General features: G+C 59.0%; 22 protein-coding genes and 2 tRNA genes. 7 read left to right on the top strand and 17 right to left on the bottom strand.

Features of this window, described 5'->3' with window-relative positions:
• Positions 1-292: 292 nt before the first annotated feature.
• The 4 genes from MUY35_RS14505 to MUY35_RS14490 all read right to left on the bottom strand — a co-directional run bounded on the left by MUY35_RS14505 (position 293) and on the right by MUY35_RS14490 (position 7019).
• The gene (locus tag MUY35_RS14505) at positions 293-3595 is read right to left on the bottom strand and encodes an error-prone DNA polymerase (RefSeq protein ID WP_248369847.1); all 3303 of its coding nucleotides are present in this window, start codon (positions 3593-3595) and stop codon (positions 293-295) included.
• Complete coding sequence (locus MUY35_RS14500; protein ID WP_248369845.1) at positions 3595-5136, bottom strand: DNA polymerase Y family protein; 1542 nt, start codon at positions 5134-5136, stop codon at positions 3595-3597. Before MUY35_RS14500 ends, MUY35_RS14505 begins: the two co-directional genes overlap by 1 nt.
• On the bottom strand, positions 5039-5647 hold the full coding sequence (locus MUY35_RS14495; protein WP_348984515.1) for a hypothetical protein: 609 nt from the start codon (positions 5645-5647) through the stop codon (positions 5039-5041). The genes MUY35_RS14500 and MUY35_RS14495 overlap by 98 nt, the downstream gene beginning before the upstream one ends.
• 826 nt (positions 5648-6473) lie before the next feature.
• Positions 6474-7019 (bottom strand): PAS and helix-turn-helix domain-containing protein, encoded by a 546-nt coding sequence (locus MUY35_RS14490; protein ID WP_248369841.1) that lies wholly within the window; start codon positions 7017-7019, stop codon positions 6474-6476.
• Between the two features lie 82 nt (positions 7020-7101).
• Between MUY35_RS14490 and MUY35_RS14485 the strand changes: the two genes are divergently transcribed.
• The 3 genes from MUY35_RS14485 to MUY35_RS14475 are packed head-to-tail and all read left to right on the top strand — an operon-like array spanning position 7102 to position 10591.
• A complete protein-coding gene (locus tag MUY35_RS14485) occupies positions 7102-8262 on the top strand; it encodes an acetyl-CoA acetyltransferase (RefSeq protein WP_248369839.1) in 1161 nt (386 codons plus the stop codon).
• Complete coding sequence (locus MUY35_RS14480; RefSeq protein ID WP_248369837.1) at positions 8259-9791, top strand: AMP-binding protein; 1533 nt, start codon at positions 8259-8261, stop codon at positions 9789-9791. The genes MUY35_RS14485 and MUY35_RS14480 overlap by 4 nt, the downstream gene beginning before the upstream one ends.
• Complete coding sequence (locus MUY35_RS14475) at positions 9788-10591, top strand: 3-hydroxybutyrate dehydrogenase (RefSeq protein WP_248369835.1); 804 nt, start codon at positions 9788-9790, stop codon at positions 10589-10591. Before MUY35_RS14480 ends, MUY35_RS14475 begins: the two co-directional genes overlap by 4 nt.
• 232 nt (positions 10592-10823) lie before the next feature.
• On the opposite strand, the gene MUY35_RS14470 is transcribed toward MUY35_RS14475, so the two are convergent.
• The 11 genes from MUY35_RS14470 to murA form a co-directional block, all read right to left on the bottom strand.
• Positions 10824-11345, bottom strand: a complete 522-nt coding sequence (locus MUY35_RS14470) for a LysR substrate-binding domain-containing protein (protein WP_282569307.1) — start codon at positions 11343-11345, stop codon at positions 10824-10826.
• A gap of 102 nt (positions 11346-11447) precedes the next feature.
• Positions 11448-11522 (bottom strand) — tRNA-Phe (locus tag MUY35_RS14465).
• 80 nt (positions 11523-11602) lie between these two features.
• The gene (yacG, locus tag MUY35_RS14460; protein WP_248369831.1) at positions 11603-11797 is read right to left on the bottom strand and encodes a DNA gyrase inhibitor YacG; all 195 of its coding nucleotides are present in this window, start codon (positions 11795-11797) and stop codon (positions 11603-11605) included.
• Positions 11794-12837 (bottom strand): ribonuclease E/G, encoded by a 1044-nt coding sequence (locus MUY35_RS14455; RefSeq protein WP_248369829.1) that lies wholly within the window; start codon positions 12835-12837, stop codon positions 11794-11796. Before MUY35_RS14455 ends, yacG begins: the two co-directional genes overlap by 4 nt.
• On the bottom strand, positions 12834-13421 hold the full coding sequence (locus MUY35_RS14450; protein WP_248369827.1) for a Maf family protein: 588 nt from the start codon (positions 13419-13421) through the stop codon (positions 12834-12836). Before MUY35_RS14450 ends, MUY35_RS14455 begins: the two co-directional genes overlap by 4 nt.
• A gap of 12 nt (positions 13422-13433) precedes the next feature.
• Entirely contained in the window at positions 13434-13652 is a 219-nt protein-coding gene (gene infA / locus MUY35_RS14445) for a translation initiation factor IF-1 (RefSeq protein ID WP_008186030.1), read from the bottom strand.
• 93 nt (positions 13653-13745) lie between these two features.
• Entirely contained in the window at positions 13746-14222 is a 477-nt protein-coding gene (locus MUY35_RS14440) for a low molecular weight phosphatase family protein (protein WP_248369825.1), read from the bottom strand.
• A 2-nt stretch (positions 14223-14224) separates the two neighbouring features.
• Complete coding sequence (locus MUY35_RS14435; protein WP_248369823.1) at positions 14225-14707, bottom strand: UPF0262 family protein; 483 nt, start codon at positions 14705-14707, stop codon at positions 14225-14227.
• Positions 14708-14723: 16 nt separating this feature from the next.
• Positions 14724-16025 (bottom strand): histidinol dehydrogenase, encoded by a 1302-nt coding sequence (hisD, locus tag MUY35_RS14430; RefSeq protein ID WP_248369822.1) that lies wholly within the window; start codon positions 16023-16025, stop codon positions 14724-14726.
• 3 nt (positions 16026-16028) lie between these two features.
• A complete protein-coding gene (locus tag MUY35_RS14425) occupies positions 16029-16517 on the bottom strand; it encodes a DUF2948 family protein (protein ID WP_248369819.1) in 489 nt (162 codons plus the stop codon).
• Positions 16514-17779 (bottom strand): UDP-N-acetylglucosamine 1-carboxyvinyltransferase, encoded by a 1266-nt coding sequence (gene murA, locus MUY35_RS14420; protein ID WP_248369817.1) that lies wholly within the window; start codon positions 17777-17779, stop codon positions 16514-16516. The genes MUY35_RS14425 and murA overlap by 4 nt, the downstream gene beginning before the upstream one ends.
• A gap of 262 nt (positions 17780-18041) precedes the next feature.
• Here murA and MUY35_RS14415 point away from each other — a divergent pair.
• The 4 genes from MUY35_RS14415 (at position 18042) to MUY35_RS14400 (ending at position 20496) form a co-directional block, all read left to right on the top strand.
• Positions 18042-18116 (top strand) — tRNA-Thr (locus tag MUY35_RS14415).
• Positions 18117-18415: 299 nt separating this feature from the next.
• Positions 18416-19027 (top strand): autoinducer binding domain-containing protein, encoded by a 612-nt coding sequence (locus MUY35_RS14410; RefSeq protein WP_248369815.1) that lies wholly within the window; start codon positions 18416-18418, stop codon positions 19025-19027.
• Positions 19028-19083: 56 nt separating this feature from the next.
• On the top strand, positions 19084-19671 hold the full coding sequence (locus MUY35_RS14405; RefSeq protein WP_248369813.1) for an acyl-homoserine-lactone synthase: 588 nt from the start codon (positions 19084-19086) through the stop codon (positions 19669-19671).
• 240 nt (positions 19672-19911) lie between these two features.
• The gene (locus MUY35_RS14400) at positions 19912-20496 is read left to right on the top strand and encodes an outer membrane beta-barrel protein (RefSeq protein ID WP_248369811.1); all 585 of its coding nucleotides are present in this window, start codon (positions 19912-19914) and stop codon (positions 20494-20496) included.
• A 90-nt stretch (positions 20497-20586) separates the two neighbouring features.
• Here MUY35_RS14400 and MUY35_RS14395 read toward each other — a convergent pair whose 3' ends face one another.
• Both MUY35_RS14395 and MUY35_RS14390 read right to left on the bottom strand, forming a co-directional pair.
• Positions 20587-22479: an acyl-CoA synthetase gene (locus MUY35_RS14395; protein WP_248369809.1), complete on the bottom strand. Its 1893-nt coding sequence runs from the start codon at positions 22477-22479 to the stop codon at positions 20587-20589.
• 158 nt (positions 22480-22637) lie between these two features.
• Entirely contained in the window at positions 22638-24434 is a 1797-nt protein-coding gene (locus MUY35_RS14390; RefSeq protein ID WP_248369807.1) for an ABC transporter transmembrane domain-containing protein, read from the bottom strand.
• Between the last annotated feature and the right edge of the window lie 176 nt (positions 24435-24610).

Below are 24610 nucleotides of genomic sequence, written 5' to 3'. Positions count from 1 at the left end.
CGCGACCCAACCGCGCCATCAGCGCCGCCGGTGAAGGGGGTTCTAGGCCCAACCAATCAGAGTCGCAACCCCTTTTTAAAGAAAAACGAAGGTTTCGCGAATTCTTTTCGCTGGGCCTTATAAATATAGGGTTTCAGCGCCAGAATTCAAGCTCACCCTCTCTGCTATGACGATCAAACCGGCAGCCCAGTGCGCCGATTCACCTGCTTTACCCCATGCGGGGCCGATTCACTGTGCGCATCGCCCGATTCACCGGGTTAAAAGCGCCCGACGAAAACGTCTTTAGACAGAATCAATGAAAATCACGCGACTTCGGAATGATCCGCACATCCCGAGGATGGCGTTGTGTATGCGCGGGCAAGGGGCGTTCAACGTGATCCGCGCGGGCGATCTGCACATCCAGCGGATCGTTTGACAGGCGCTCCAAGGCATCGCTTCGGTCGATCAGTTTATGGGCGACAATATGAATGACATCGGCGTCGCGCTGGACCATGCCCTGCACCTCTAACAGGCGCGACCGCATGATTGCCTTGCGAAACACCTTCATCACTTTTGGCCAAACCACCAGATTGGCGACGCCGGTTTCATCTTCAAGCGTGATGAAGCACACACCTTTGGCGCTGCCGGGGCGTTGGCGGATCAAGACAATCCCCGCCATTGATATGCGTTGCCCATTGCGCATGGCCTGCAAACTGCCCGCAGACGTATAGCCCTGCCGCGCCATGCTTTTGCGCAGAAACGCCATCGGATGCGCTTTTAATGACAGGCGCAGGGTTTGGTAGTCCGCAACCACATGTTCGCAGACCGGCATCTGCGGCAAGGTGAACATCACCTCGCCCCCTTCATCCGGCCCTAACGAGAACAGGGGCAGGTCAGGCGCATCTTTCAACGCACGCGCATCCCATAGGGCTTGCCGCCGATCCAACGCCATCGAGCGGAACGCATCCGCCGCCGCGAGCTTCCGCATGGTGCTCGCATCCAGACGTGCCCGTGTCTTTAGATCTTCGAGGGTGGCGAAAGGGTCTTCCCGCATCGCCATGATGCGTTCGGCGCGATCGCGACGTATGCCATCCACCTGACGAAACCCCAGACGCACGGCAAAGCGGTTTGGGCCGACTGGCTCTAGGATATTATCCCAATCGCTGTAATTCACATCGGGCGGCCGGACCTCGACCCCATGTTCGCGGGCATCGCGTACGATTTGGGCGGGCGCATAGAATCCCATAGGTTGGGAATTCATAAGCGCCACGCAGAACACATCCGGGAAGTAATGTTTGATCCAACTGGACACATAAACCAGATGGGCAAAGCTGGCGGCATGGCTTTCCGGGAAACCGTAATCGCCAAAGCCCTTAATTTGGTTAAAACAGCGATGGGCGAAATCGGCATCATAGCCGCGGTCGATCATCCGCCCGACCATCTTTTCCTCAAGCTCGCCGATCGTGCCGCGCGACCGGAACGTCGCCATGGCCTTGCGCAGATCGTTGGCTTCGGTCGAACTGAATTCAGCCGCGACCATCGCGATCTTCATCGCCTGTTCCTGAAAAATGGGAACGCCCATGGTGCGGCCAAGGATATTGCGCAGCTCGTCCGGGTCATGGTCTGACCCCGGCGAGGGATAATCTTCCGGCTCCTGCTTATTTCGTCGTCGCAAAAACGGATGCACCATATCACCCTGAATTGGGCCGGGGCGCACGATGGCGACCTGAATGACGAGGTCATAAAAGCAGCGCGGTTTCAGGCGTGGCAGCATGTTGATCTGTGCCCGGCTTTCGACCTGAAACACTCCAATACTGTCGCCCTTGCACAGCATGTCATAAACCGCTGGGTCTTCCTGTTCTATACCGGCCAGCGTCGGGCGGCGGCCATAATGCGCCTCGATCATTTGGAACGCTTTGCGAATGCAGGTCAGCATCCCGAGCGCCAGCACGTCGACCTTCAGGATGCGCAACTCGTCGATATCATCCTTGTCCCATTCGATAAAACTGCGGTCTTTCATGGCGCCGTTGCCGATGGGCACGGTGCGGGTCAGAGGGGTTTCGGTCAGGATAAACCCACCCACATGCTGGGACAGGTGACGCGGCATTCCGATCATCTGATCAGCCAGCTTGATGGTGCGCGACATCAGCGGGTCGGACAGATCAAGCCCCGCCTCGGCAGCCTCGTTCGCGCCGACCTCGCGCCCGAAACTGCCCCAGATCGTCTTGGCCAGCGCCGAGGTGATATCTTCGGACAGGCCCATCACCTTGCCCACTTCGCGGATCGCCATACGGGGGCGGTAATGAATGACCGTCGCGCACAGCCCGGCGTGATCACGACCATATTCCTGATAGATATGTTGGATAACCTCTTCGCGACGTTCGTGTTCAAAATCCACGTCGATATCCGGCGGCTCTTTGCGTTCTTCACTGATGAAGCGTTCGAACAGAAGGTCATTGGTGGCCGGGTCCACCGCAGTGATGCCCAGCACATAGCAGACCGCAGAGTTCGCCGCCGACCCGCGCCCCTGACACAGGATCGGTGTGTCCACACCATGGCGCGCATACTGGATCACATCATATATGGTCAGGAAGTACTGCGGCACATTACACTTGGCAATCATCGCCAGCTCTTTTTCAAGTGTCGCGCGCACCTTATCCGGCACCCCGTCAGGATAACGCCACGCGGCCCCCTTCCACGTCAGTTCGGTCAGATAATCCTGCGCCGTGCGCCCATCGGGGATGTTCTTTTTCGGGTATTCATAAGACAGCTCGCGCAAATCGAACTGGCAGGCATCCGCAACCTCACGCGTGGCGCGGATGGCGTGGGGCCATTCGGCAAACAGGGCCATCATCTGCGCGGGCGTTTTCAGGTGGCGTTCGGCATTGGCATCCAGCAGGAACCCCGCTTTGGTGATTGTGGTCTTGTGCAGAATGCAGGTCATCACATCCTGCAAGGGCCGCCGATCCGGCGCGTGGTAATGCACATCATTGGTGGCAAGGATGCACAGCCCATATTCCTGCGCCAACCGATCCAGCCGGTTGATCCGCGCCCGGTCCGTGCCGCGATAAAGATAGCTGACCGCGATATGGCGCAGCGTTGGAAGCGCACGCACCAGACGGCGCAGACCCGCTGCAAAATGCGACAGATCTTCGCCCGGGCAGGCGATCAGCTGCACGCCTTCACTGTGACCCGCCAGATCATCAAGCGTGATGTCACAGGCACCCTTCGCCTGCCAGCCGCCGTCCACATCCCGCATCTTGCCCTTGGACAGCAACGCGCACAGACGGCCATACGCCGCCCGGTCACGGGGGTAGGCCAGAAACTCTTCGCCGCTGACCAGTTTCAGTCGGCATCCAATGATCGGACGCAGACACGCCTTACGCGCCTCAGCATGCAGACGCACGACCCCCGCCATGGTGTTCATATCCGCAACCCCCAGCGCGTCATAACCATGTTCCCAAGCGGTGCGCGTTAGATCGACCGCATCAGACGCGCCGTGAAGGAAGGAAAAACAGGTCGTCACGCCAAGCTCAATAAAACCCACGCGCGGATTGGGGGTAAAGCCATCCTCCGACAAGGTCCGCCGGGGGCGATAATTGTCCATCTCAGGCATCAGGCAAACATCCCGTGGACAAACCAGCGGGGATCGCCGCCGCGCCCATCTTCATGCAACCCCTCGCGATACAGCCACAGACGACGGCCCGCCTGATCTTCCACCTTGAAGTAATCCCGCAGGCGGGTGTTGGGCCGATCACACCACCATTCCGGCGCGATCCGTTCCGGGCCAGCATAGCGCGCAACCCGATGCGTTTGCCGCCGCCAGATGAACTGCGCGGGCGGGCCTTCGGGCACGACATACAGCACCCGCACCTCTTCGGGCGTCTGGAAAATGCGGATCGGGCGATCTTTCGGCGGCAAGACGGGCGTATCCGTTGTAAGGGTCGCAGCCCCCATCGCCCCCACCCAATGCTCGACCCGCTCTGGCACATGGCTTGCCTGCAGGACCGGGCGTTTGACGGCCCCCGCTCCAAGCCGCGCCGTCAGCCGGTCGATCAACTGAGGCAACGCCACCCCCTCGTCGCTACGCCCATCCAACCGGGTCTGAACATTATCCATCTGCTCGACCAGCCCAGCCTCTAGCGTGATCAGATCAAAGCCAAAACCCGGATCAATCCGGTCCAGTTTGTCATCAAACAAACGACACAAATGAGGGGCGTCACGACTGGCGGCGGCGGTGGCAACCTCTAGCCGGCGCACCTCGCCATCCGTGCGGTAAACCGTCAGGTGCAGACGGCGGCAGCCAAGCCCCTTCCCCTCCAACTGCATGCACACATCTTCGCATAGCGTGGGCAAATAGGCTGTGGGGTCTAGTATCGGTTCGGGCAGACGCATCTGCGCGCGGATCGGTGGGCGCGCATCGACACTGGCGACCGGTTCGGCCAATCGCCCCATCGCTTGGTCCAGCCGCATCAGCGGATTGGCCCCAAGGGCGGCGCGCACAAAACGCCGGGTCAGCGACAGGCGCGGCACCTCGGCCAGTTGCCCGATTGTTTTCAACCCAAGGCGACGCAACAAAAGCATAGTGTCTGCATCCAGACGCAAGGCGGCCACGGACAAAGGGGCAAGCTGTTGTGCCAACTCGGCCTCGCCACAAATCGCGCGCACGGGCCCGTATCGCGCCAATGCCCAAGCCGCTCCCCAATTGGGCGCAATCGCCAGATGCGAGGTCAGCCCAAGCAAGGACAAACGGGTTTCCATGTCGATTAACATCGCGCCCTCGCCATCAAACAGATGATCACAGCCCGTGGTATCAAGGATCAACCCACCTGCCCCATCCGTCACGGTCCAGGGGCACCAGCGCCGCGCCCAAAGGGACAGACGGTCCAGCGCAAACTTGTCCCCGGCAACATCCGCATATTCCACCCGCAGCGTCGGGCAGATCGCGCGCATATCCACCACGCGGGCCCCTTGTGTAACCCCCATCACCCGGGCCGCACGGTTCGCGGCATAGATCGCCTGCCCATGCGCGCCGTCGACCACAAGCACGACGGGCACATCATCGGGCGGCGCGCTGCCTTGGCGTTCCATCACCCTCTGCCACCGCTCCATCGCGAAATGGGGCAGAAAAATCGAGGCGATTCGCCGCCCGGTCATAGCCCACCCCCCATGTGCCGGGCTTGCGGGTGCGGGATTTGAACAGCTCTGCCCGCCAACGCGGGTCGCCCGGTGCTTGCGGATCGTCCGGATGCATGGTTGAGGGCAGCGAGGTGATGCGCCAGCGATCGCGCGCCGCACTCAGGTCCGGGCTGGCCGCCCGCCGGATCAGCCAACAGGCCACGCCCGCCGCCTCGGCCCGCAAAGCAAGCCGCTTGCTGGCGGTAAAGTCGAGCACGGGTGGATCGCCCCAAACTTCGCCGACCACCGCCGCTAACGCCTTGCACCGCAAGCCTTCTTCCATGGCCCACAACACGTCGGCAGCGCGACCCGTTGTCACCCGCACTACCGGGCGTTGCATCCCAATGTCCGGCAAATAGGGTCGCCCCGTTTCTTTGAAAGACACGCGGTCTTGAACCCACAAAACGGGGCCTGACTTGCGCGCGAGTTGCGCAAGAACAAACCCCACCGCCCCGGCATCGGTGGCGGTCGAGGGGAAAACCTCGGACAAGGTACGCTTGTCCTGCCTCGTACGCCCCGCCCTGCGTCGCGCATGTTTTATGGAAAGAGTTTCTGGCATACATCCCACAGAGAATCCGACTTATGTTCTCTTTTTGTTCTACACTATGTCAGATGGTTTTGCCAACGGTTTGGGGATGGGGCGGGCTGGCAAAGTGGCTAAAGGACTTTGGTCCAAGACATCCGGAAACGTTTTCATCTCGTCCAGCTCATCCGTCAAATCTGCCACATCGAGCACGCGTTCAAAGCCTTGCGCAAACCCGGCGAGGGATAGATAAATACATGGCGTTTTGAAAGAACCGCATCTCGAACTCTCTATGATTTAAGAGCATCGCGATGCACAAGGCTACGACCATACCAAGGCAAAGACAGCGTAGCAGCCGCTCACAGCTGCGACGAGACATCTGTCATCCCTTCGGGAAATCTTTGGTCGATAGCAGCGAGGCCTGAAAGCCCCTAGAATGAAAAGCTCGTTTTGCGTTCCGCCATTTGGGTTGGTGCGTACTTTTTTAGAAAGCCGAAGGTCGAAACACGGCTGACCTGTCTCTGAGGCAATCAACTATTGCCTTTAATGGGGATTAAAACTGAATGGCGGTTTTAATCCCGAAAACTAGCCATCGACATACTTTCAGCGAATTCGCACTTTGTCCCGCAAGCTACGGCAATGGCTTCGGTGAGTGGGTTGATTTCTGGCCGCACCCAATGTCAGCTCAGAGCCCCACATCCACAAATGCTGCGAGATGTATCAAGGTCTACAACAGCACGCTAAGCGGGCATCATCGTTCGGGGCATCGAACAGATCATCAACAGTTCGGAATCTACATTGGAATTCCGGTCAGGCGCGCGACAAGCTCGATGCTGTTGCGGGCCTCAAACTTGCTCAGAAGTCGCGTTCGGTAAACATCCACGGTGCGTGGTGAGATTTCCAGCAGCCGGGCTATTTCCTTTGTGGTAAGACCCTCGGCCATCATCTTGGCAACCTGGCGTTCTCTCATGGTCATTTCGGTGATCGGGCGATTGTCCGAGATGTCGGCGAAACTCCAGACTGACTGAGAAAAGGGGGCATCTGCGTCCAGCGACTGACCTCTGACCCGGCACCAAAACAACGTGCCATCCTTGCGCCGCATGATGCGTTCGTCGGCATAGTGGCCAAGTCCCAGCATCTGTTTTCGGCCGATGTCTCCGATACGTTCGTATTCTTCCGGTGTCGGGTAGAGCTTTTCGATCGATTGGGCTTCAAGTTCGTCGGGCCGATAGCCAAACATCTCGGAAAACCGCTTATTGCACCACCGGATGACGCGGTCCTCAGCGAAAATCAAACCGATCGGGGCGTGTCGGAATACCAAATCCATAAAGTATTCCATACGGCCCCTCTTGGTAAGTGTTTTCACGGATCGCGCGCGCCACCTGCATCGACTATCATTCGTGAAACGATAGGAGGCAAGTATGGACGCACGCATTGTCGGCTGGGGTCACACCCCGTTTGGAGTTCACAAGGACAAGACCCTTGAGGATCTCATCCAAGACGCTGCCGCCGAAGCCATAGAATTGGCAGGTCTTGTCCCGGCGGATATCGACGCGATTTGGCTTGGGCATTTCAATGCCGGCATGGTGCCGGACGCGTTTGCGTCATCGCTGGTTCTTGGGTTGGACGACGGGTTGCGGTTCAAACCGGCGGCCCGGGTCGAAAATGCCTGCGCCTCTGGTTCGGCGGCGATCTTTGCGGCCCGCGACGCGATCAGGGCAGGCTCTGCGCGCCGGGTGCTCGTGATCGGTGCCGAGAAAATGACCGAACTTGACACCAAGGGTGTAACCAAAGCCCTAGCCTGCGCGTCCTATTCGCAAGAGGAAAACGGCGTCAGCTTTCCGCAGATCTTCGGGCGCATTGCGGCGGGATACTTTCAGAAATACGGCGACGTGTCCGAGGCGTTGGCGCGGATCGCAGTCAAGAACCACCAGAATGCGCTGGCCAACCCGCTGGCCCAAATGCAACGCGACGTGAGTTTTGAATTCTGCAACTCGGTCAGCGACAAGAACCCGATGATCGCACCACCCCTGCGGTTGACCGATTGTTCGCTGATCTCGGACGGTGCCGCAGCACTGGTGATGGTTGCCGACGATATGATTGAAGAGTTTGATCGGGCGGTTGGGTTCCGGGGGGCCGCACAGGTCAATGATGTCCTGCCGATGTCGCAGCGCGATATGACTGAACTGACCGCTGCGCGATACGCGTTTGCCCGGGCCTATCATCAGGCAGGGGTCACGGTGCGCGACATTGATCTGGCCGAATTACATGATTGTTTCACAATCGCAGAGCTGATGATTTACGAAGCGATGGGTCTGGCGACCCCGGGCAAGGGTGCGGACCGGATCGCAGACGGCACGGTGATGCGCGACGGGGCGCTGCCGGTGAACCTGTCCGGCGGGCTGAAAGCCAAGGGCCACCCGGTCGGTGCCACCGGCGTTTCTATGCATGTGATGGCAGTCAGACAGGTAACCGGAACCGCCGGTGACATGCAAAAGAAGGATGCCAGTCTGGCCTGTGTCTTCAACATGGGCGGTTCTGGCGTGGCCAACTACTGTTCAATTCTGGAGGCCGTCAGATGAATCCTGCGGAATGGTTGAAACGCACCGCGACGCGCGTCCCGGATGCCCCGGCGCTGTTAACGGGTGACAAGATGGCGTCCACCTATGACGACTTTGCGCGCGCGGCGGCCGGGATCGGTTCGGCGTTGACCGGGCGAAAGATCAGCAAAGGCGACCGGGTTGCGATCTTCATGTCGAACCGGGTCGAATACCTTGAGGCGCTCTATGGCATCTGGTTTGCGGGCGCTGCCGCTGTTCCGATCAACGCCAAACTGCACCCGAAAGAGGCGGCATGGATCATCGGAAATGCAGGCGCGGCTTTGGTGTTAAGCGACGAAAAGCTGGGCCCGGATCTGGCGGATTTACTGTCAGGCACCGGGCCCGAGATGATCTGTGTTGACGGTGATGACTTTGCCTCGATGCGCGACGCTGAACCGATGACCTCGCCGGTGGAACTGGACGGCGGCGACCTGAGCTGGTTGTTTTACACCTCCGGAACCACCGGGCGACCCAAGGGCGTGATGATAACCTGTGGGATGCTGGCCTCAATGACATATAATTATTTCGTCGATGTCGATGAGGTGAAGGCAAAAGACGCCATCCTCTATGCTGCGCCGATGTCGCATGGCGCGGGTCTCTATAATTTCATGCATATCCTACGCGGCGCCCGCCACGTCGTGCCCGAAAGTGGTGGCTTCGATCCGGGCGAAATTCTGCGCCTTGGGAAATCGGTCGGCAATATCTCTATGTTTGCCGCCCCAACCATGGTGCGGCGTCTTGTCGATGCCGCCAAGGCAGCGGGTGAGACCGGGGACGGGCTCAAGACCATCACCTATGCTGGTGGCCCGATGTATGAAGCAGATATTCTTGAGGCGGTCGAGGTCATGGGGCCGCGCTTTGTTCAAATCTATGGTCAAGGGGAATGCCCAATGGGCATCACCGCGCTTAGTCGCCACGACGTGGCCGACCGCATGCATCCGCGCTGGCGCGATCGGCTGAATTCGGTCGGCACTGCCCAAAGCGCTGTGCGGTTGCGTGTGCTGGATGCGCGCGGGCAGGACGTGCCGCCGGGGGAAATCGGCGAGATCGCTGTGCGCGGGGCCACCGTGATGACCAGGTACTGGAAAGCCCCCGACGCCACCCGTAAGACCATCCGCGACGGCTGGCTCTGGACCGGTGACATGGGGCGAATGGATCAGGACGGTTATGTCACGCTGCAAGACCGGTCCAAAGACCTGATCATCTCGGGTGGGTCGAACATTTATCCGCGTGAGGTTGAAGAGGTGTTACTGGCTCATGAGGCCGTCCACGAGGCCGCTGTTGTTGGGCGCGCCCATCCGGAATGGGGCGAGGATGTGGTGGCCTTTGTGGTCGTTCATCTGGGTGCGTCTGTCGACCCACAAGAGTTGGATCGGCTGTGTCTGGATCGGATCGCCCGGTTCAAACGCCCTAAGGATTATGTGTTTGTCGACACGTTGCCAAAGAACAATTACGGCAAGGTTCTGAAGACGGAACTGCGAACGAGACTGGCCGAGGAGGTTCCTAAATGACAGATTTGGAAGGAAAAACAGCGTTGGTGACCGGATCGGTGCAGGGCATTGGTTTGGCGGTGGCCAAGGCGCTTGCAGGTGCCGGTGCCCGGGTGGCAGTGCACGGGCTTGCTGCCAAGGCCGAGGCCGAGGCGGCAGTGAATGAGGTCCGTGCGGCTGGTGCAGCCGATGTCCGGGTCTTCCATGCAGATATGCGCGACGCGGATGCCATCGGCACGATGATGGCCGAGATTGCCGATTGGGGCGGTGCCGATATTCTGGTCAATAATGCCGGCATCCAGAAGACCGTCAATCTTGCCGAGGCGGATGCCGCCACCTGGGACGCGATCCTGTCGGTCAACCTGTCGGGCGCATTTCACACTATGCGACTTGCTTTGCCCGCCATGGCACAAAACGGTTATGGCCGGGTCATCAACATCGCTTCGGTGCATGGGCTGGTCGCCTCGGTCAATAAAGCGCCCTATGTGGCGTCAAAATTCGGTCTGGTTGGGCTCAGCCGGGTCGCGGCGCTGGAATATGCTGCTCAAGGCAGCAAGCAGGCGGGCGGCGTCACTGTGAACTGTATCTGCCCGGGCTGGACGGAAACCGCGATCATCGAACCCCAGGTACAGGCCCGCGCCGCCCTGTTCGGTGGCGATCGCGATAAGGGGGTGGCTGACCTACTGGCCGAAAAACAGCCGTCGCACCGCACCTCGGACCCCGCCGAGATCGGCGCGCTGGCCTTGTGGTTGTGTTCGCCGATAGCGCATAACGTGACCGGCACCTCGATCCCGGTCGATGGAGGCTGGACGGCGCAATAGCATTCAATCTGGTAACGACGCGCCGGCCTCAGCAGGCAAATCGCTGCGGTCACATCTTGCCACTGATCAAAGTGGCCAGCTGATTGATTTCCGCCTTGAAACCGATGCGCAAGACGCAAACGAGTCGCGGGGTGCTGTGTGCAGGGCGACCCTTAAAGCTATTTGGACCAGCGACAGAACCGGGTCAAAAACAGCGCAGCACCGCCACGTCGAGAACGACAAGCCGGTCAGGTTAGAGCGCATAGACCTGCGCCGAGTTTTGAACCTCTTCTTTGAAGAATTTTCTGATTTCACGGTATGTCGGAGTGGCCGAGAATGAAGCGGTCGTAACGATCCAATACTTCGCTTTGGTCGCGACACTCTTACCTATTGGGATCAGAAACCCGTTGTGGATGTCATCTTCGACCAGCAGTGTCCGCCCAAGCGCGACACCCATACCACAAATTGCGGCCTGAAGCGCAAGATCGGCCCGCGCGAAAGAGGTGGAGCTTTCAACCTGTGCTCCTGTCCAATTTCGGCCGCAAAAATACGTCGCCCTGCAGAACTCTGTGCCATCCGTCTCTCCCGTTCTATCTGCAATCAGAATGCTGGAATTTTCTTGGATGAAGGGTTCTTTCAATTCGCGAATTGGTGAGTGAGGCCCAACCACGGGAACAAGTTTGGCAGAGCATATGACCTCGCCATGAGTTCCCGGATAGGGACCCAAGCCATACCTGATCGCCAGATGCTGGCCTCCTCGACTAGGCGCGGTCAATCAATTGCTGTCGAGAACCAAATCAACCGCACAGTAACAACCAAATCTCTGAGCCTATTGCGAGCCTAAGATATTCATCAATCTTGTAAGTATTTGATTTTATGGTGCCCGGGGGCGGAATCGAACCACCGACACGAGGATTTTCAATCCACTGCTCTACCCCTGAGCTACCCGGGCACGGGTGAACGTTTCATCGTTCGGGTGCGCGGGTTGTAGACGCGGGGGAATGTCGTGTCCAGAGGGAAAATGCAGGATTTTCAGTGCGGGCCGTGACTTTCCTGACGTTGCTCGTCAAGCAGCGCATCGGCGGCTTCTTCAAGGTCTTCCGGAGTCTCGGCCGGGACCGCATATGACCCATTTAACCACCGTCCAAGATCCACATCGGCGCAGCGCCGAGAGCAGAAGGGGCGGTATTTCGGGTCCGTCACTTTTGCGCAAATCGGACAGCTCATCTTGTGCCCTCCAGACAGGCGCGCAAACTCATCCGCTCGCGTTTGCGTTGAAGCTCGAAATTGCCAAGCGTCGTCCAGCCAACCAGCGACGTCTCGATCCCATCGGCGCGAAATGCCGTGCGCAGGGCTTGTTCGATCTGGCGGCGGTCCTTTTTGGGGCTGGGCGCGAAATCAACAACGATCTGCCCGCCCAAACCACGACACCGCAATGCCCGCGGCAGGGCAAGGGCGGTGGCGATATTGGCCTTTAGACCCGCCGCAGGGCTAGTGTCGCCGCCTGTGTTCACATCCACAGCCACCAGCGCTTTTGTGGGTTCAACAAAAGCATATGCCCCGCCCGACAGCGGCACGCGAATGCTGCGCACTTCGTCGATCAGATCAATCACACCATGACGCGCGAATGCACCCTCGGCGTCGTCAAGTTGATCGGGTTTGGCCCATTCACGCCACGCCTGATGATGCGGATCGGCCCCGTCGACCAAAAGTTCAGGCGTATTTCCGTCGCCATCCTTAAGCACGGCGCGCGACAGCGCCAGCATCTGCGCGATGTCATCTGCAATCTCGTCGTCTGTGCCGGTCGTCGCGACGGAGCGCAGGATCAACCCTTCGTCCGCGCCCTCCATCACCTCATGTGCGATGTCCAACAGGCGCAGGCGTTCTTCATCATCCCGGATTGAGCGGCTGACATTGAGGCCGGGCGCGTCAGGCGTCACAATTGCAAAGCGGCTTTTGAACAGCAGTTTCCGGGTCACAGGAACAGCTTTCCCGTCCTCTGCAAACCCCGTGACCTGCACCAAAATGGGCTGACCCGGCTTCAGCCCCTTGCCTTGCCGCAAAAACCCTGTTTCGCCGTCTGGCAAGCGCAACATCATGCCCCCCTGCCCTTTCAGCGGGCGGTCGCAGATCGCACGGAAGGTCGCGCCGGGAAGTGTCACGTTTTGCGGCGGCTCGATCAGCAGATCTTCAAGCTCGCCATCGACGACATGCGCGGCGGCCATGCGACCCTTGTAATGGTCAAGCGCAATCACGCTGCCTTTCATGTGCGATCTCCATAAATGGGGTAGCCTGCGGCCACCAACAGGGTAGCAGTTTCGGCAACTGGCAGCCCGACAACGGCCGTATAGCTGCCCTGCAGCCAGGTGACGAACGCACCGGCTGGTCCCTGTATAGCATAGCCGCCAGCCTTGCCGCGCCAATCGTCGGAGGCAAGATAGGCGTTCAACTCGATATCAGACAGGCGTTTGAATTTGACGGCGGTCACGACATCGCGCGCCCATGTTTGCTGCGCATTGCGCACGACCACCGAAGTAATCACGCGATGGCGACGACCTGACAGCGCCAGCAGGAACTCTGTCGCCTGCCCTGCGTCTTCGGGTTTGCCCAGAATGCGGCGGCCCAGCGCGACGGTGGTGTCTGCGCATAGAACGACCTCATCCGCGGCCACGTCCATGGCAGCGGCCTTCGCGGCGGCAATCCTGCGACAATAGTTCAGTGGCAACTCGCCCTTCACCGGCGTCTCGTCCACGTCTGGCGGCCGCACGCCGTCCGCGACAAGGCCGAGCTGCGCCAGCAACTCGGCCCGTCTTGGGCTACCTGAACCCAGAATCAGCTTGGGGCGCGTCATGCGCGTGCCCGCTTATTTGAAGCGGTAGTTGATCCGACCCTTGGTCAGATCATAGGGGGTCATTTCGACCTGCACCTTGTCGCCAGCCAGAACACGGATGCGGTTTTTTCGCATCTTGCCTGCCGTATGCGCGATGATCGTATGGCCGTTTTCCAGCTCGACCAGGAATGTCGCATTCGGCAGGAGTTCCTTCACGACACCGGGGAATTCGAGCAGTTCTTCCTTGGCCATGTTCACTCCTGTGTTTTCACTCACCAACCGTGAGCGCCCCCTAAATGGGGCCAAACTTTCAGTTTTTCAAGGGAAATCCGGCCCGGGTCCGCTTTAGCTGTCGGTTTCACCGCGATCAATGCGCGGCGGGCCAAAACGGGCAAGGATTTGGTCGCGGATCTGGTCGCGCGTCTGACGATAAGCGGCAAGCTTTTCTTCGCGGCGGGTGCCAAGGCCCGTGGGGTCGAGGATCGGCCAGTATTCGACCTCCAGATGATACAGACGCGTCAGATCCAAAGCACGCCTTTGACTGGCAGGCGACAAAGCGACGATCAGATCAAAACTCGACAGATCGTCGCCCCATTCTTCCATCTGGTCAAAGCTACGCACCCGGTGGTTGGACAGGGTGATACCCAATTCCGCGCAGACCGAGATCGAAAAGCCGTCAATCTCCATATCACTGTGAACACCGGCGGATTGCACATAGATATCATGGCCATAGAAGGCCTTCATCATCCCCTCGGCCATCGGCGAGCGCACGGCATTATGGTCGCAGCAAAACAGCACCGATTGGGGGCGATCTGCGGCCATGCTCAGCCCCAGTGCAGAACGCAGATCAAAGTGAACAGGCGACGCGCCGTGTCGATGTCGATATTGGCTTTGCCCTCAAGCCGTTCCTGCAATATTCGCGCGCCTTCATTGTGGATACCGCGCCGCCCCATATCGATGGCTTCGATCTGGCTGGGCGGCAGCTTCTTCACCGCGTCGAAATAACTTTCGCAAATGGCAAAATAGTCTTTCACCACTTGCCGAAACGGGCCAAGAGACAGATGGAACTCTGCCGCTGGGTCACCAGCCTCGGTCTTGGCATCGACCACAAGGCGCTTTTCGCGAATTGAGAGGCCAAGGTTATAGGGGCCATCCGGCGGCGTCTGGTCGTCGCGTCCTGCCAGCTCAAAACTGTTGTCTTCCAGCAGGTCAAAGATGGCAACCTTGCGCTCCTGTTCAATCGCAGGGGTGGGTGCGGCAAGGCCGGTGTCGTCAATCTGGATGTCGCTAATTCGATTTTTAGTCATTGGGGCACTCTGCGGGTCAATCGTTCAGGGCGTCAAGCCGCGCACGAACAGACAGGCCGTGTGCTTCAAGACTTTCGGAAATGGCGAGCGTTTCGGCGGCGGCGCCGATGGTGGACAGGGCGGCAGGGGTCATCCGGGCCAGCGTGGTGCGTTTCAGGAAATCCATCACCGACAGGCCAGAGCTGAACCGCGCAGACCGCGCGGTGGGTAAGACGTGGTTGGGGCCGCCGACATAATCGCCAATGGCTTCGGGTGTCCATTGGCCAAGAAAAATTGCGCCTGCATGGACACATTTGTCAGACAGCGCATCAGCGTCGGCCACACAAAGCTCAAGATGCTCCGGCGCAATGCGGTTGGACAGGGCGGCGGCCTCGTCCAGATCGGCAACCGTGATCACGGCCCCAAAATCGCGCCAACTAGCACCCGCGATCTCGCGCCGTTCCAGCGTTTCAAGCCGTGCGTCCACGGCGGCGGCCACCCTGCGCCCGAAGGCTTCGTCTGTGGTGATCAGCAAAGACTGCGCGCTTTCGTCATGTTCGGCCTGGCTCATCAGGTCCAGCGCCAGCCAATCGGGGTCGTTGTCACTGTCGGCAATCACCAGAATTTCGGACGGGCCTGCGATCATGTCGATGCCCACTTTACCGAACACCCGTCGTTTGGCGGCAGCAACAAAGGCGTTGCCCGGCCCGGTGATCTTGTCGACAGGCGCGATGGTGTCGGTGCCATAGGCCAGCGCGGCGATAGCCTGCGCGCCACCAATGCGATAAACCTCATCCACACCAGCGATACGCGCGGCCAGAAGCACCAATGGATTGGCGATCCCATCAGGCGTCGGCACAGTGATCGCAAGGCGTTCGACCCTCGCCACCTTGGCCGGGATCGCGTTCATCAGAACCGAGGATGGATAGCTCGCCAACCCACCGGGCACATAAAGTCCAGCGGCAGAGACAGCCGACCAGCGCCAGCCAAGCTCGGCCCCTGCCTCGTCCGTCCACTGCTGATCTTCCGGCATCTGGCGGGCGTGATAAGCACGGATGCGATCAGCGGCCAGTTGCAACGCGGCACGGTCTTCGTCCGAGACCTTGGCGCATTCGGCTTCAATTTCATCAGGCGTGTAGCGCAGGGTTTCGGGTGTCAAATCCAACCGGTCAAACTTTGACGTCAACTCGATCACCGCCGCGTCGCCCCGCGCACGCACATCCGCGATGATGCCCGCGACGATGTCATCGACCTCGGGACTGTCCTCGCGCTTCATGGACAAAAGCTCAACGAAGCGCGCCTCAAAGTCGGCGTCGGTGGAGTTCAGGAAATGCGGCATATCTTACTCCGGGTGCTCCGGTGTGTGGCGCGATGGCGCGATATAGGGGCGGGTGACGTCCTGCAGGGTGACGTCCAGCGTTTCAACCTCTAGCGCGATGGCGCCGTCGCCCGCCAGCACCAGTTCAAGCCGCCCCATGCCGTCGTCGGATGGGGTGAAAGACACAGACAAAAGCGACAGAACGGTATCTGTATCGCCGCGCTTAACCCCCTGACTTTGCACTTTTAGAACATCCGACACAGAAATCACCGATTGAACCCTTTCAACCGTGCGCGCGCGGCGTTTAGCGGCGGGCGCGTCTTCCCAACGGAAGCGGTTGATCAGAAGGGCGAAGCGGCGGCGCGGCGCATCCCACGTCATTTCAGAGGCTGGAAACACCGCATCTTGAACAAGCGCGCTGATCACTTTCAGATCGTCCGCATCCATGGCAATCAGGCGCAGCGGGGCTTCGCGTGCATCTTCAAATTTCGCGTCTTTATGGGTGTCGGTCATTCTTTGATCCGTTCGATTTTGGCCCCGATCAAGGACAGTTTGCGCACAACCTTCTCATACCCACGATCAAGGTGATAGACGCGGCTGACCACCGTTTCACCTTCCGCAGCCATCCCGGCAAGGATCAGCGACACCGAAGCGCGCAGATCGGTCGCCATGACCCGGGCACCTTTCAGGCGCTTTACCCCGTGCACAGTCGCTGTGCCGCCATGTACTTCGATATTTGCGCCCATGCGAGTCAGTTCAGGCGCGTGCATGAAGCGGTTTTCAAAGATGGTTTCATGCAAGACGGATGTGCCGTCTGCGGTGCACAGCATCGCCATCATCTGGGCCTGCAGGTCGGTCGGGAAGCCGGGGAACGGTTCGGTCGTCACATCCACGGCAGACACGCGCCCATTCTTGCGCGCAACTTTTAGGCCGCGCGCCGTTTCTTCAACTTGAATACCTGCCGCGTCCAGCTTTTCGGCGAAGCTTTTCACCAGATCAATGCGGCCTCCCAGACATTCGACTTCGCCGCCTGCAATCGCCGGGGCCAGCATATAGGTGCCAAGCTCGATCCGATCTGTGACCACCGGGTGGGTTGCCCCACTCAGACGATCAACGCCTTGGATCACGATCTCGGACGTGCCGTCGCCATCAATCTGCGCGCCCATCTTGCGCAAGCAATCGGCCAGATCGACAATCTCGGGCTCGCGCGCCGCGTTGCGGATGATGGTGGTGCCTTTCGCCAAAGTGGCGGCCATCAAAATGTTCTCGGTCGCCCCAACAGATGCAAAGGCCAGATCAATCTCAGCCCCCTTAAGGCCACGCGGCGCTTTGGCGTGCAGATAGCCATCTTTCAGCTCGATCTGGGCACCCAGCTTTTCCAGCCCATAAATGTGCAGATCCATGGGGCGCGCGCCAATGGCACAACCGCCGGGCAGGGAAACAACCGCATGACCCAGCCGCGCCAACATCGGACCCAACACCAGATTCGAAGCGCGCATTTTGCGCACAATATCATAATCGGCCACGTGGTTGTTAATGTCATGCGACGACATCGCCAGCACCTGCCCGTCTTGCATCGACGTCGCCTCAGCCCCCAGCGACGCCAGCAATTCAGTCATCGTCTTGATGTCGGACAAGCGCGGCGCGTTGGTCAACGTCAAAGGTTCTTCTGACAGCAGCGTTGCCGGCATCAATGTCAGACACGCATTCTTCGCCCCTGCAATCGGGATTTCACCGTGCAGTTCACCACCACCGGTTACAACTATCGAATCCATCTGCCCGCCTTTTCTATTTTTCTTGTTTGTCTTGCGACCGATTGGCCCCTTGATCCGCCCGCGCGCGCGCCTGAGTTTTACGCCGGCCCATGTTGGCCTTCAGCGCAGCTTTCAGCCGCTCATCACGATCAGTCCCTTTTTTCGAGGGTTTCTGGGGTATCTTCTTACGCTCCATAACTCCTTCTGTAACCCAGCTTCAAAAAAGGGTCCAGAATGCGCTTGCGTCCTTACGCGATTAGGGCTAATCAGCCGCCCACAGTGTGCTGCTGTAGCTCAGTGGTAGAGCGCGTCATTGGTAATGACGAGGTCGGGAGTTCGATCCTCCCTAGCAGCACCATCTCCCCCCGCAAATACCTCACACCGCCAAAGACACAACCGATTCTGGCGTCATTCCGTTAATCTGTGCGCGAACGCATTTACATGCAATTCCAAGCCCATTGCATCATTGTTCTCATATCGAAAACAATTTACAATCTGTGGTTGATGTTTTTTGGAGCACGTAGGTTTCCACTTGCATCCTATTTTATTCGGTGAGACCTTGCCACGTTGGGTATTTGCGACACACTGAAAGATTGTGCCGCAGTCATTCATACAATTTAGGGTTGTTTTTCTCTTCGGTGTAATCAAAATTTAACCATGAGCCGGAATCAAGCGATCGACTCGCTACTAGACGAATTGGAATCAATGGCCCCGGCGGGATATTTCGTCGGGCTCCACATCCGTTTTGCAGCGCCTCTTTTGACCTTCCAAACATACCCTAAGACCTGGTCCGATCATTATACCCGCAATGCCTATGCGCTGCGCGACCCGATGATTGCCTGGGGCATATCGCGCACCGGTGCCACCCGCTGGAGCGATATCGACCTTCCCGATCCGTTCAACATCATGAAAGATGCTGCACGCCACGGATTGGTTTATGGGGTCTGCGTGTCCTGCGGTGAAATATCATCGCGGACGGTTTCAGGTTTGGCTAGATCAGACCGGGAATTTACGGATGAAGAGATCGCCGCCATCAGCGGTGTCGTGCTTCGGCTTCACCATGTTTCACAGCCCCCCGACACATTGACCAAGGCCGAGATAGAAGCGCTTCAGGTGCTTGCCTCGGGTGAACGCTATGCGAACGGTGCGGTTGTGCTGGGCATTTCGGAAAGCGCGCTGAAGGCGCGACTGTCCTCTGCCCGAAAGAAGTTATTTGCACGCACCTCGGCCGAGGCCATTCAAAGAGCTAAGGACTATCGGCTGATCTAGACCCGGCTATCGCCGGGGCGTGCTTCCCGTTTTTTTCAACCAAACTGGAGAATGTCATGCAGACGACCACACTTTCTTTCGCCAATCTACACAACCATGGCGAGTTATTTGCGAATCTACTTCGCGCTAGACGGCAAAGTTTCATTGTGCAGAACCGTTGGGATTTGCCCGAAGCGATGGGGATGGAATTTGACCAGTACGACACCCCGGCCAGCCGCTGGGTGGCGGTGCACGAATTTGGGCGGGTGCTGGCCGGCATCCGGCTAACACCAACGACCGCGCGATGTGGCATTTACACCTATATGATCCGGGACGCGCAGCTGGGCCTGCTGGACTCGATCCCATCCGACCTGCTGTATGCAGACGCCCCGGTGGCCGAAAACGTCTGGGAAAGCAGTCGCGTATTCGTAGCGCATGATACCCCCCAACGGGCGCGCCGACTGGTGCATGCCCACCTGATTTCCGAGATGACGAAGTCCGCCCGCGATCTTGGGGCAACGCAGGTGCTGGGCCTGATCCCCGCCAACTGGCCGCGTTGGGCAAAGCGGTTGGGCCTGGACACGAGTGCCGCCGGTCGGGTGATGGAGATCGACGGGATCGACAATCAGGTCGTTTCCATTGATCTGTCGGGAAAGCTTCACTAGCCAGCCAGCCAACACAGAACGCATGCTGCGTTTTGACACCACAGATAAGGGCGCTCGCAACGCGCCCTTATCGACGAAAACCCGATGCAGTGATCGTTGGCCAAGCCGCCCGAGCGATTACTTGCCGACGCCCGCGCAAACGGTCGCACCCCCCTTAAAACAAGACCAATCACCCTTAAATATGATCCAGAGGCGTCAGAGCCTCGTAACAGCGCTACACATAACGAGAGGATGGAACACATGTTGAAGAAGTTTTCTTACACAGCAGCGGTCGTTGCACTGTCTGCATCAACTGCACTTGCAGGTAGCATGGCAGAACCTACGCCAGAACCCACAATTGCCTACACGCCTGCCCCGGCTGCAACCCCGGATTGGACCGGTGCCTATTTCGGTGGTGAAATCGGCTACATTGATGTCGGGTCTTCGGCCGTAGGGGTTGAAGGAGACGGCCTGATCGGTGGTCTGGTTGCGGGTTACGATTTCGACATGGGCAACTGGGTTGCCGGTGTCGGTGTTGACTATGACTGGGCCGATGTGGATTTGGGCGGCGGCTTGACGCTTGAAAACGTCCTGCGTGTGAAAGCACGTGGCGGCTACAAAATGGGCAGCGGCCTAGTATATGCCACAGCCGGTTACGCAAACGCTGACACCAACACGCTGGGCAGCAGCGACGGTTGGGTCGCGGGTATCGGCTACGAGCATCAGGTGACCAGCTCGTTCAACCTTGGTGCCGAAGCTCTGTATCATCAGTTCGATGATTTCAACGGCAGCGGCGTTGACGTGGACGCAACCACCCTTCAGCTGCGCGGCACTTTCCGGTTCTAAGACCGGGCTTTGCAGCACGAACGAGCGGCGCGCCACCTAGGCGCGCCGTTTTTCGTTGTGCGGGGATGTGTTAGAAAGAGTTGTTGAAGCTCAGTCCATCCATTCGAACGGACGTGTGAATTCACCCAGACATTGCGCGACGGCCTCGTGGTCCACGTCGCCAGTGGGACGCAGTCGTGCCACCAGCCCGCGCTTTTTGTCGTCAATCACCTCGACCACGTGCGCCGCGTGACCCGCATCGACCAGCGCCTTGTCATAGACGCGGATGATCGCTGATTTGCGCAGGTCGGGCTTGAACACTTTACCGACGGCAGTCTTGGGCAGCTCGTCCAAAATCTCGATATGCTTGGGCAGGGCGGCTTTCTCGTGGATGTGCTTCTTGGCAAAGGCCATCAACTCGTCGGTCGTGACTTCTGCCCCGCCGACCAATTCGACATAGGCGCAGGGCAGTTCGCCTGAATAGCTGTCCGGCTGGCCGATAGCCCCCACAAAGGCGACCGCGTCGTGCCCGGCCAGCACCTCTTCGATCTCGGCAGGGTCGATATTGTGTCCACCACGGATGATCAGATCCTTGGCACGGCCCGTGATCCACAGATAGCCATCTTCATCAAGGCGACCCAGATCACCGGTCCGCAGGTAAGTGTCATAGGCAAACAGACCCTCGTTCTTGGCCGTTTCTGTATAGGTGTTGCCCGCAAACACACCGGGGTTGGACAGGCAGATCTCGCCCACCTCATCCACATCATGTTCTTTCAACACGGTCCCCGTATCATCGCAGGTCAGGATTTTCACATCCGTATAAGGGAACGGCACGCCCACCGACCCGACCTTCTTGTCGCCCGTTGGCGGGTTGCAGGACACGAGGCAGGTGGCCTCGGTCAGCCCATAACCTTCGACGATTGTCACGCCGGTTGCGGCGACAAAGCGGTTGTAAAGCTCAATCGGCAGCGGGGCAGACCCCGAAAAGGCCGTCTTGAGCGACGACACATCCGCATCCACAGGCCGCTGCATCAACGCAGAAATGGCTGTTGGGACGGTGATCATGAAACTGACTTTGTAGCGTTCGATCAGTTTCCAGAAATTATCGAACACACCTTCCCCGCGATAGCCCGCAGGTGTCGGGTGAACGAAATGGCTACCAGCAGACAGAACCGACATCCAGATCACATGCACGGCAAAGACGTGGAACAGCGGCAACGGGCAGATGATCACGTCGTTTTCGTCAAACAGCAAGCTCGACCCAAGCCAGCCGTTATAGACCATGCCGGAATATTTGTGCTGCGCCACTTTGGGCGTGCCTGTCGTGCCGCCGGTGTGGAAATAGGCTGCCACGCGGTCTTCTGCCTTGTCTTCAAAATCGAGCGTGGTGTTCTGGCGCGACATCTCTGCCACGAAGTCCAGAACCTTCGCTTTATGCGTCACCGGGTTTTTCGGACGCAACAACGGCACCAGCCAGCTTTTCGGCGGGCTGAGGTAACGGTTCAGGTCAATCTCAAGCACCGTATGCACATCCGGGGCCAACGCCGCGGATTGCGCCGCCAGTTGAGCAACATCGGCTTTCGGAAAGGACTTCAGCGTGACCAGAACCTTGGCACCCGTCTCGCGCAGGATACCTGAGACCTGTTCGGCGTCCAACAGCGGGTTGATCGGATTGACGATCCCGGCAATCGCACCGCCCATCAGGGTATAGATCGTCTCGTTACAGTTGGGCAGCAGGAACGCGACGACGTCGTTTTCCCCGATCCCCAGCGACCGAAACAGGTTGGCCGCCTGACAGGACCGTTCCAGCATCTGCTGCCAGGTTACGGTTTCTTTTGCGTCGGTTGGTCCAGACGTCAGCTGATACGAGGCCGCAGGCCGTTGCGGAAATTTTTTCGCTGTCCGCTCTAACATCTGATAGAGCGTGACGGGCTTGTCCCGATCGTCCCAGCTCATCTCGGCCTCGACCGCATTGCGGTCCTTCATCGAGGCAAAATCATACATTCCGTTTCCTCCCCTACGCCCGTGTATTCGGGCGGTCATTTGATCATAAGAATGATGCTAAAAGCCAAACCCCGCAAGTGTGACGTGACGTGGCGGCGTTAGCTGACGCAAGGAGAGGTCCATGGGGGCAGAACGCTCACGCTCAAAGCCCCGCGCAATCAGCCGATGCCTTCGGTGAATTGCAGGCGGGCCAGACGCGCATAAAGCCCGTCTTGGGCGACCAATTCGTCATGGGTGCCTTGGGCGACAATGCGGCCTTCGTCAAAGACGACGATCCGGTCGGCTTTTTTGACCGTCGCCAGACGGTGGGCCACGATCAGCGTCGTGCGACCTTGCGCCAGTTCGTCCACCGCGTGCTGCACCAGACGTTCGCTTTCGGCATCCAGCGCGGATGTGGCTTCGTCCAACAGAAGGATCGGCGCGTCGCGCAGGATGGCGCGCGCAATCGCGATGCGCTGCTTTTGTCCACCCGACAACATCACGCCGCGTTCGCCGACATAGGTGTCATAGCCCTCTGGCAGCTTCGCCAGAAACTCATGCGCGGCGGCGGCACGCGCGGCGGCCTCGACCTCGGCGTCCGACGCTTCCGGCCGTCCAAAGCGGATGTTTTCGCGCGCTGAGGTGGCAAAGATCACGGCGTCCTGCGGCACCAGCGCGACATACTGACGGAAATCGTCCCGGCGCATGTCGCGCAGGTCGGTTCCGTCCAGCTTTACCGCCCCCGATTCCGGGTCATAAAACCGCTGGATCAACTGTATGATCGTCGACTTGCCGGCACCGGACGGGCCCACAAGCGCCACTGTTTCACCGGGGGCAACTGTCAGGGTCACACCCTCAAGCGCCGCCTGATTGGGTCGCGCAGGGTAATGGAACGTCACATCTTCAAAGTCTATCGCACCTTTCGGGCGCTCCGTGATGGCGACCGGATTGACGGGATCTATCACCATATCCTCGGCGTTCAAAAGCTCGACCAGACGTTCGGTGGCCCCGGCGGCGCGTTGAAGTTCGCTCCAGATTTCGGACAGCGCACCAACAGCGCCAGCCACCATTACGGCATAAATAACGAACTGCACCAAAGCGCCGATGGTTACGTCGCCGTCGGTTACATCGCGCATACCGATCCACAGCACACCGACCACGCCCGAGAAGATCAACGAGATGACGATCACTGTCATCACCGCGCGGGTCAGAATGCGCCGCTTGGCAGACAGAAAGCTTTCTTCGGTCAGGCCCGAAAACTCGACCCGGCTTAGGTCTTCGTGAGTAAACGCCTGCACAGTTTGCACGGACGACAAAGCCTCGGACGCATTGCCCGAACTTTTGGCGATCCATTCTTGGTTTTCACGTCCCAATACGCGCAAGCGGCGACCCAGCACGATGATCGGAACGATCACCAGCGGCACAATCAACAGCACCAACCCGGTCAGTTTGGCCGAGGTCAGAAGCATCAGGACCATACCGCCAAGGAAGATAAAGACGTTGCGCAGCGCCACAGAAACCGACGACCCGATCACCGACAGAATCAACGTGGTGTCTGTGGTGATGCGGCTCAGCACCTCGCCGGTCATTATCTTTTCATAAAAAGCAGGGCTCAAACCGACCACGCGGGCAAAGACCGCCTTGCGGATATCGGCCACGATCCGTTCACCCAGGCGGGTCACCAGATAATAACGCAGCCCGGTTCCGACAGCGAGCAAGCTGGCAACCACCAAGGCGGCAAGGAAGTACTTGTCCAGCAATTGGCTTGTCGCCTCGCCAAACCCATCAACGACCCTGCGCACCGCAATCGGCAGGATCAACGAGATACCGGCGGTGAACATCAGTGCGCCAAAAGCGGCAAGCATCCATAACCGATACGGGCTCATAAAGGGCCACAGACCCGCCAGCGCACCAATGCGTTTGGATTTCTCGCGTTCGTCCATTTCGACGCTCGAGGCGCTCGCTTCTCTTGCCATATGACCCGCTCCTTTCGGGCAGAGATAGCCGGGCATGGCGCGGCGCACAAGCGGATGTGCGTCGAAGCGGTGTCGCAGGAAGGCCCGGTTGTCGCCACGCAGGTGCTGCTGGCCAGCCAACGGCCTTTAACATAGCCGCCACTGACGCTATCATTCGATGGTCCAAAAGACCCAAA

The sequence above is a fragment of the Aliiroseovarius sp. S1339 genome, from assembly GCF_023195695.1.
GTDB lineage: Bacteria > Pseudomonadota > Alphaproteobacteria > Rhodobacterales > Rhodobacteraceae > Aliiroseovarius.
The sequence above is the reverse complement of the archived record's forward strand: the minus strand, read 5'-3'. Positions and strand labels throughout refer to the sequence as shown.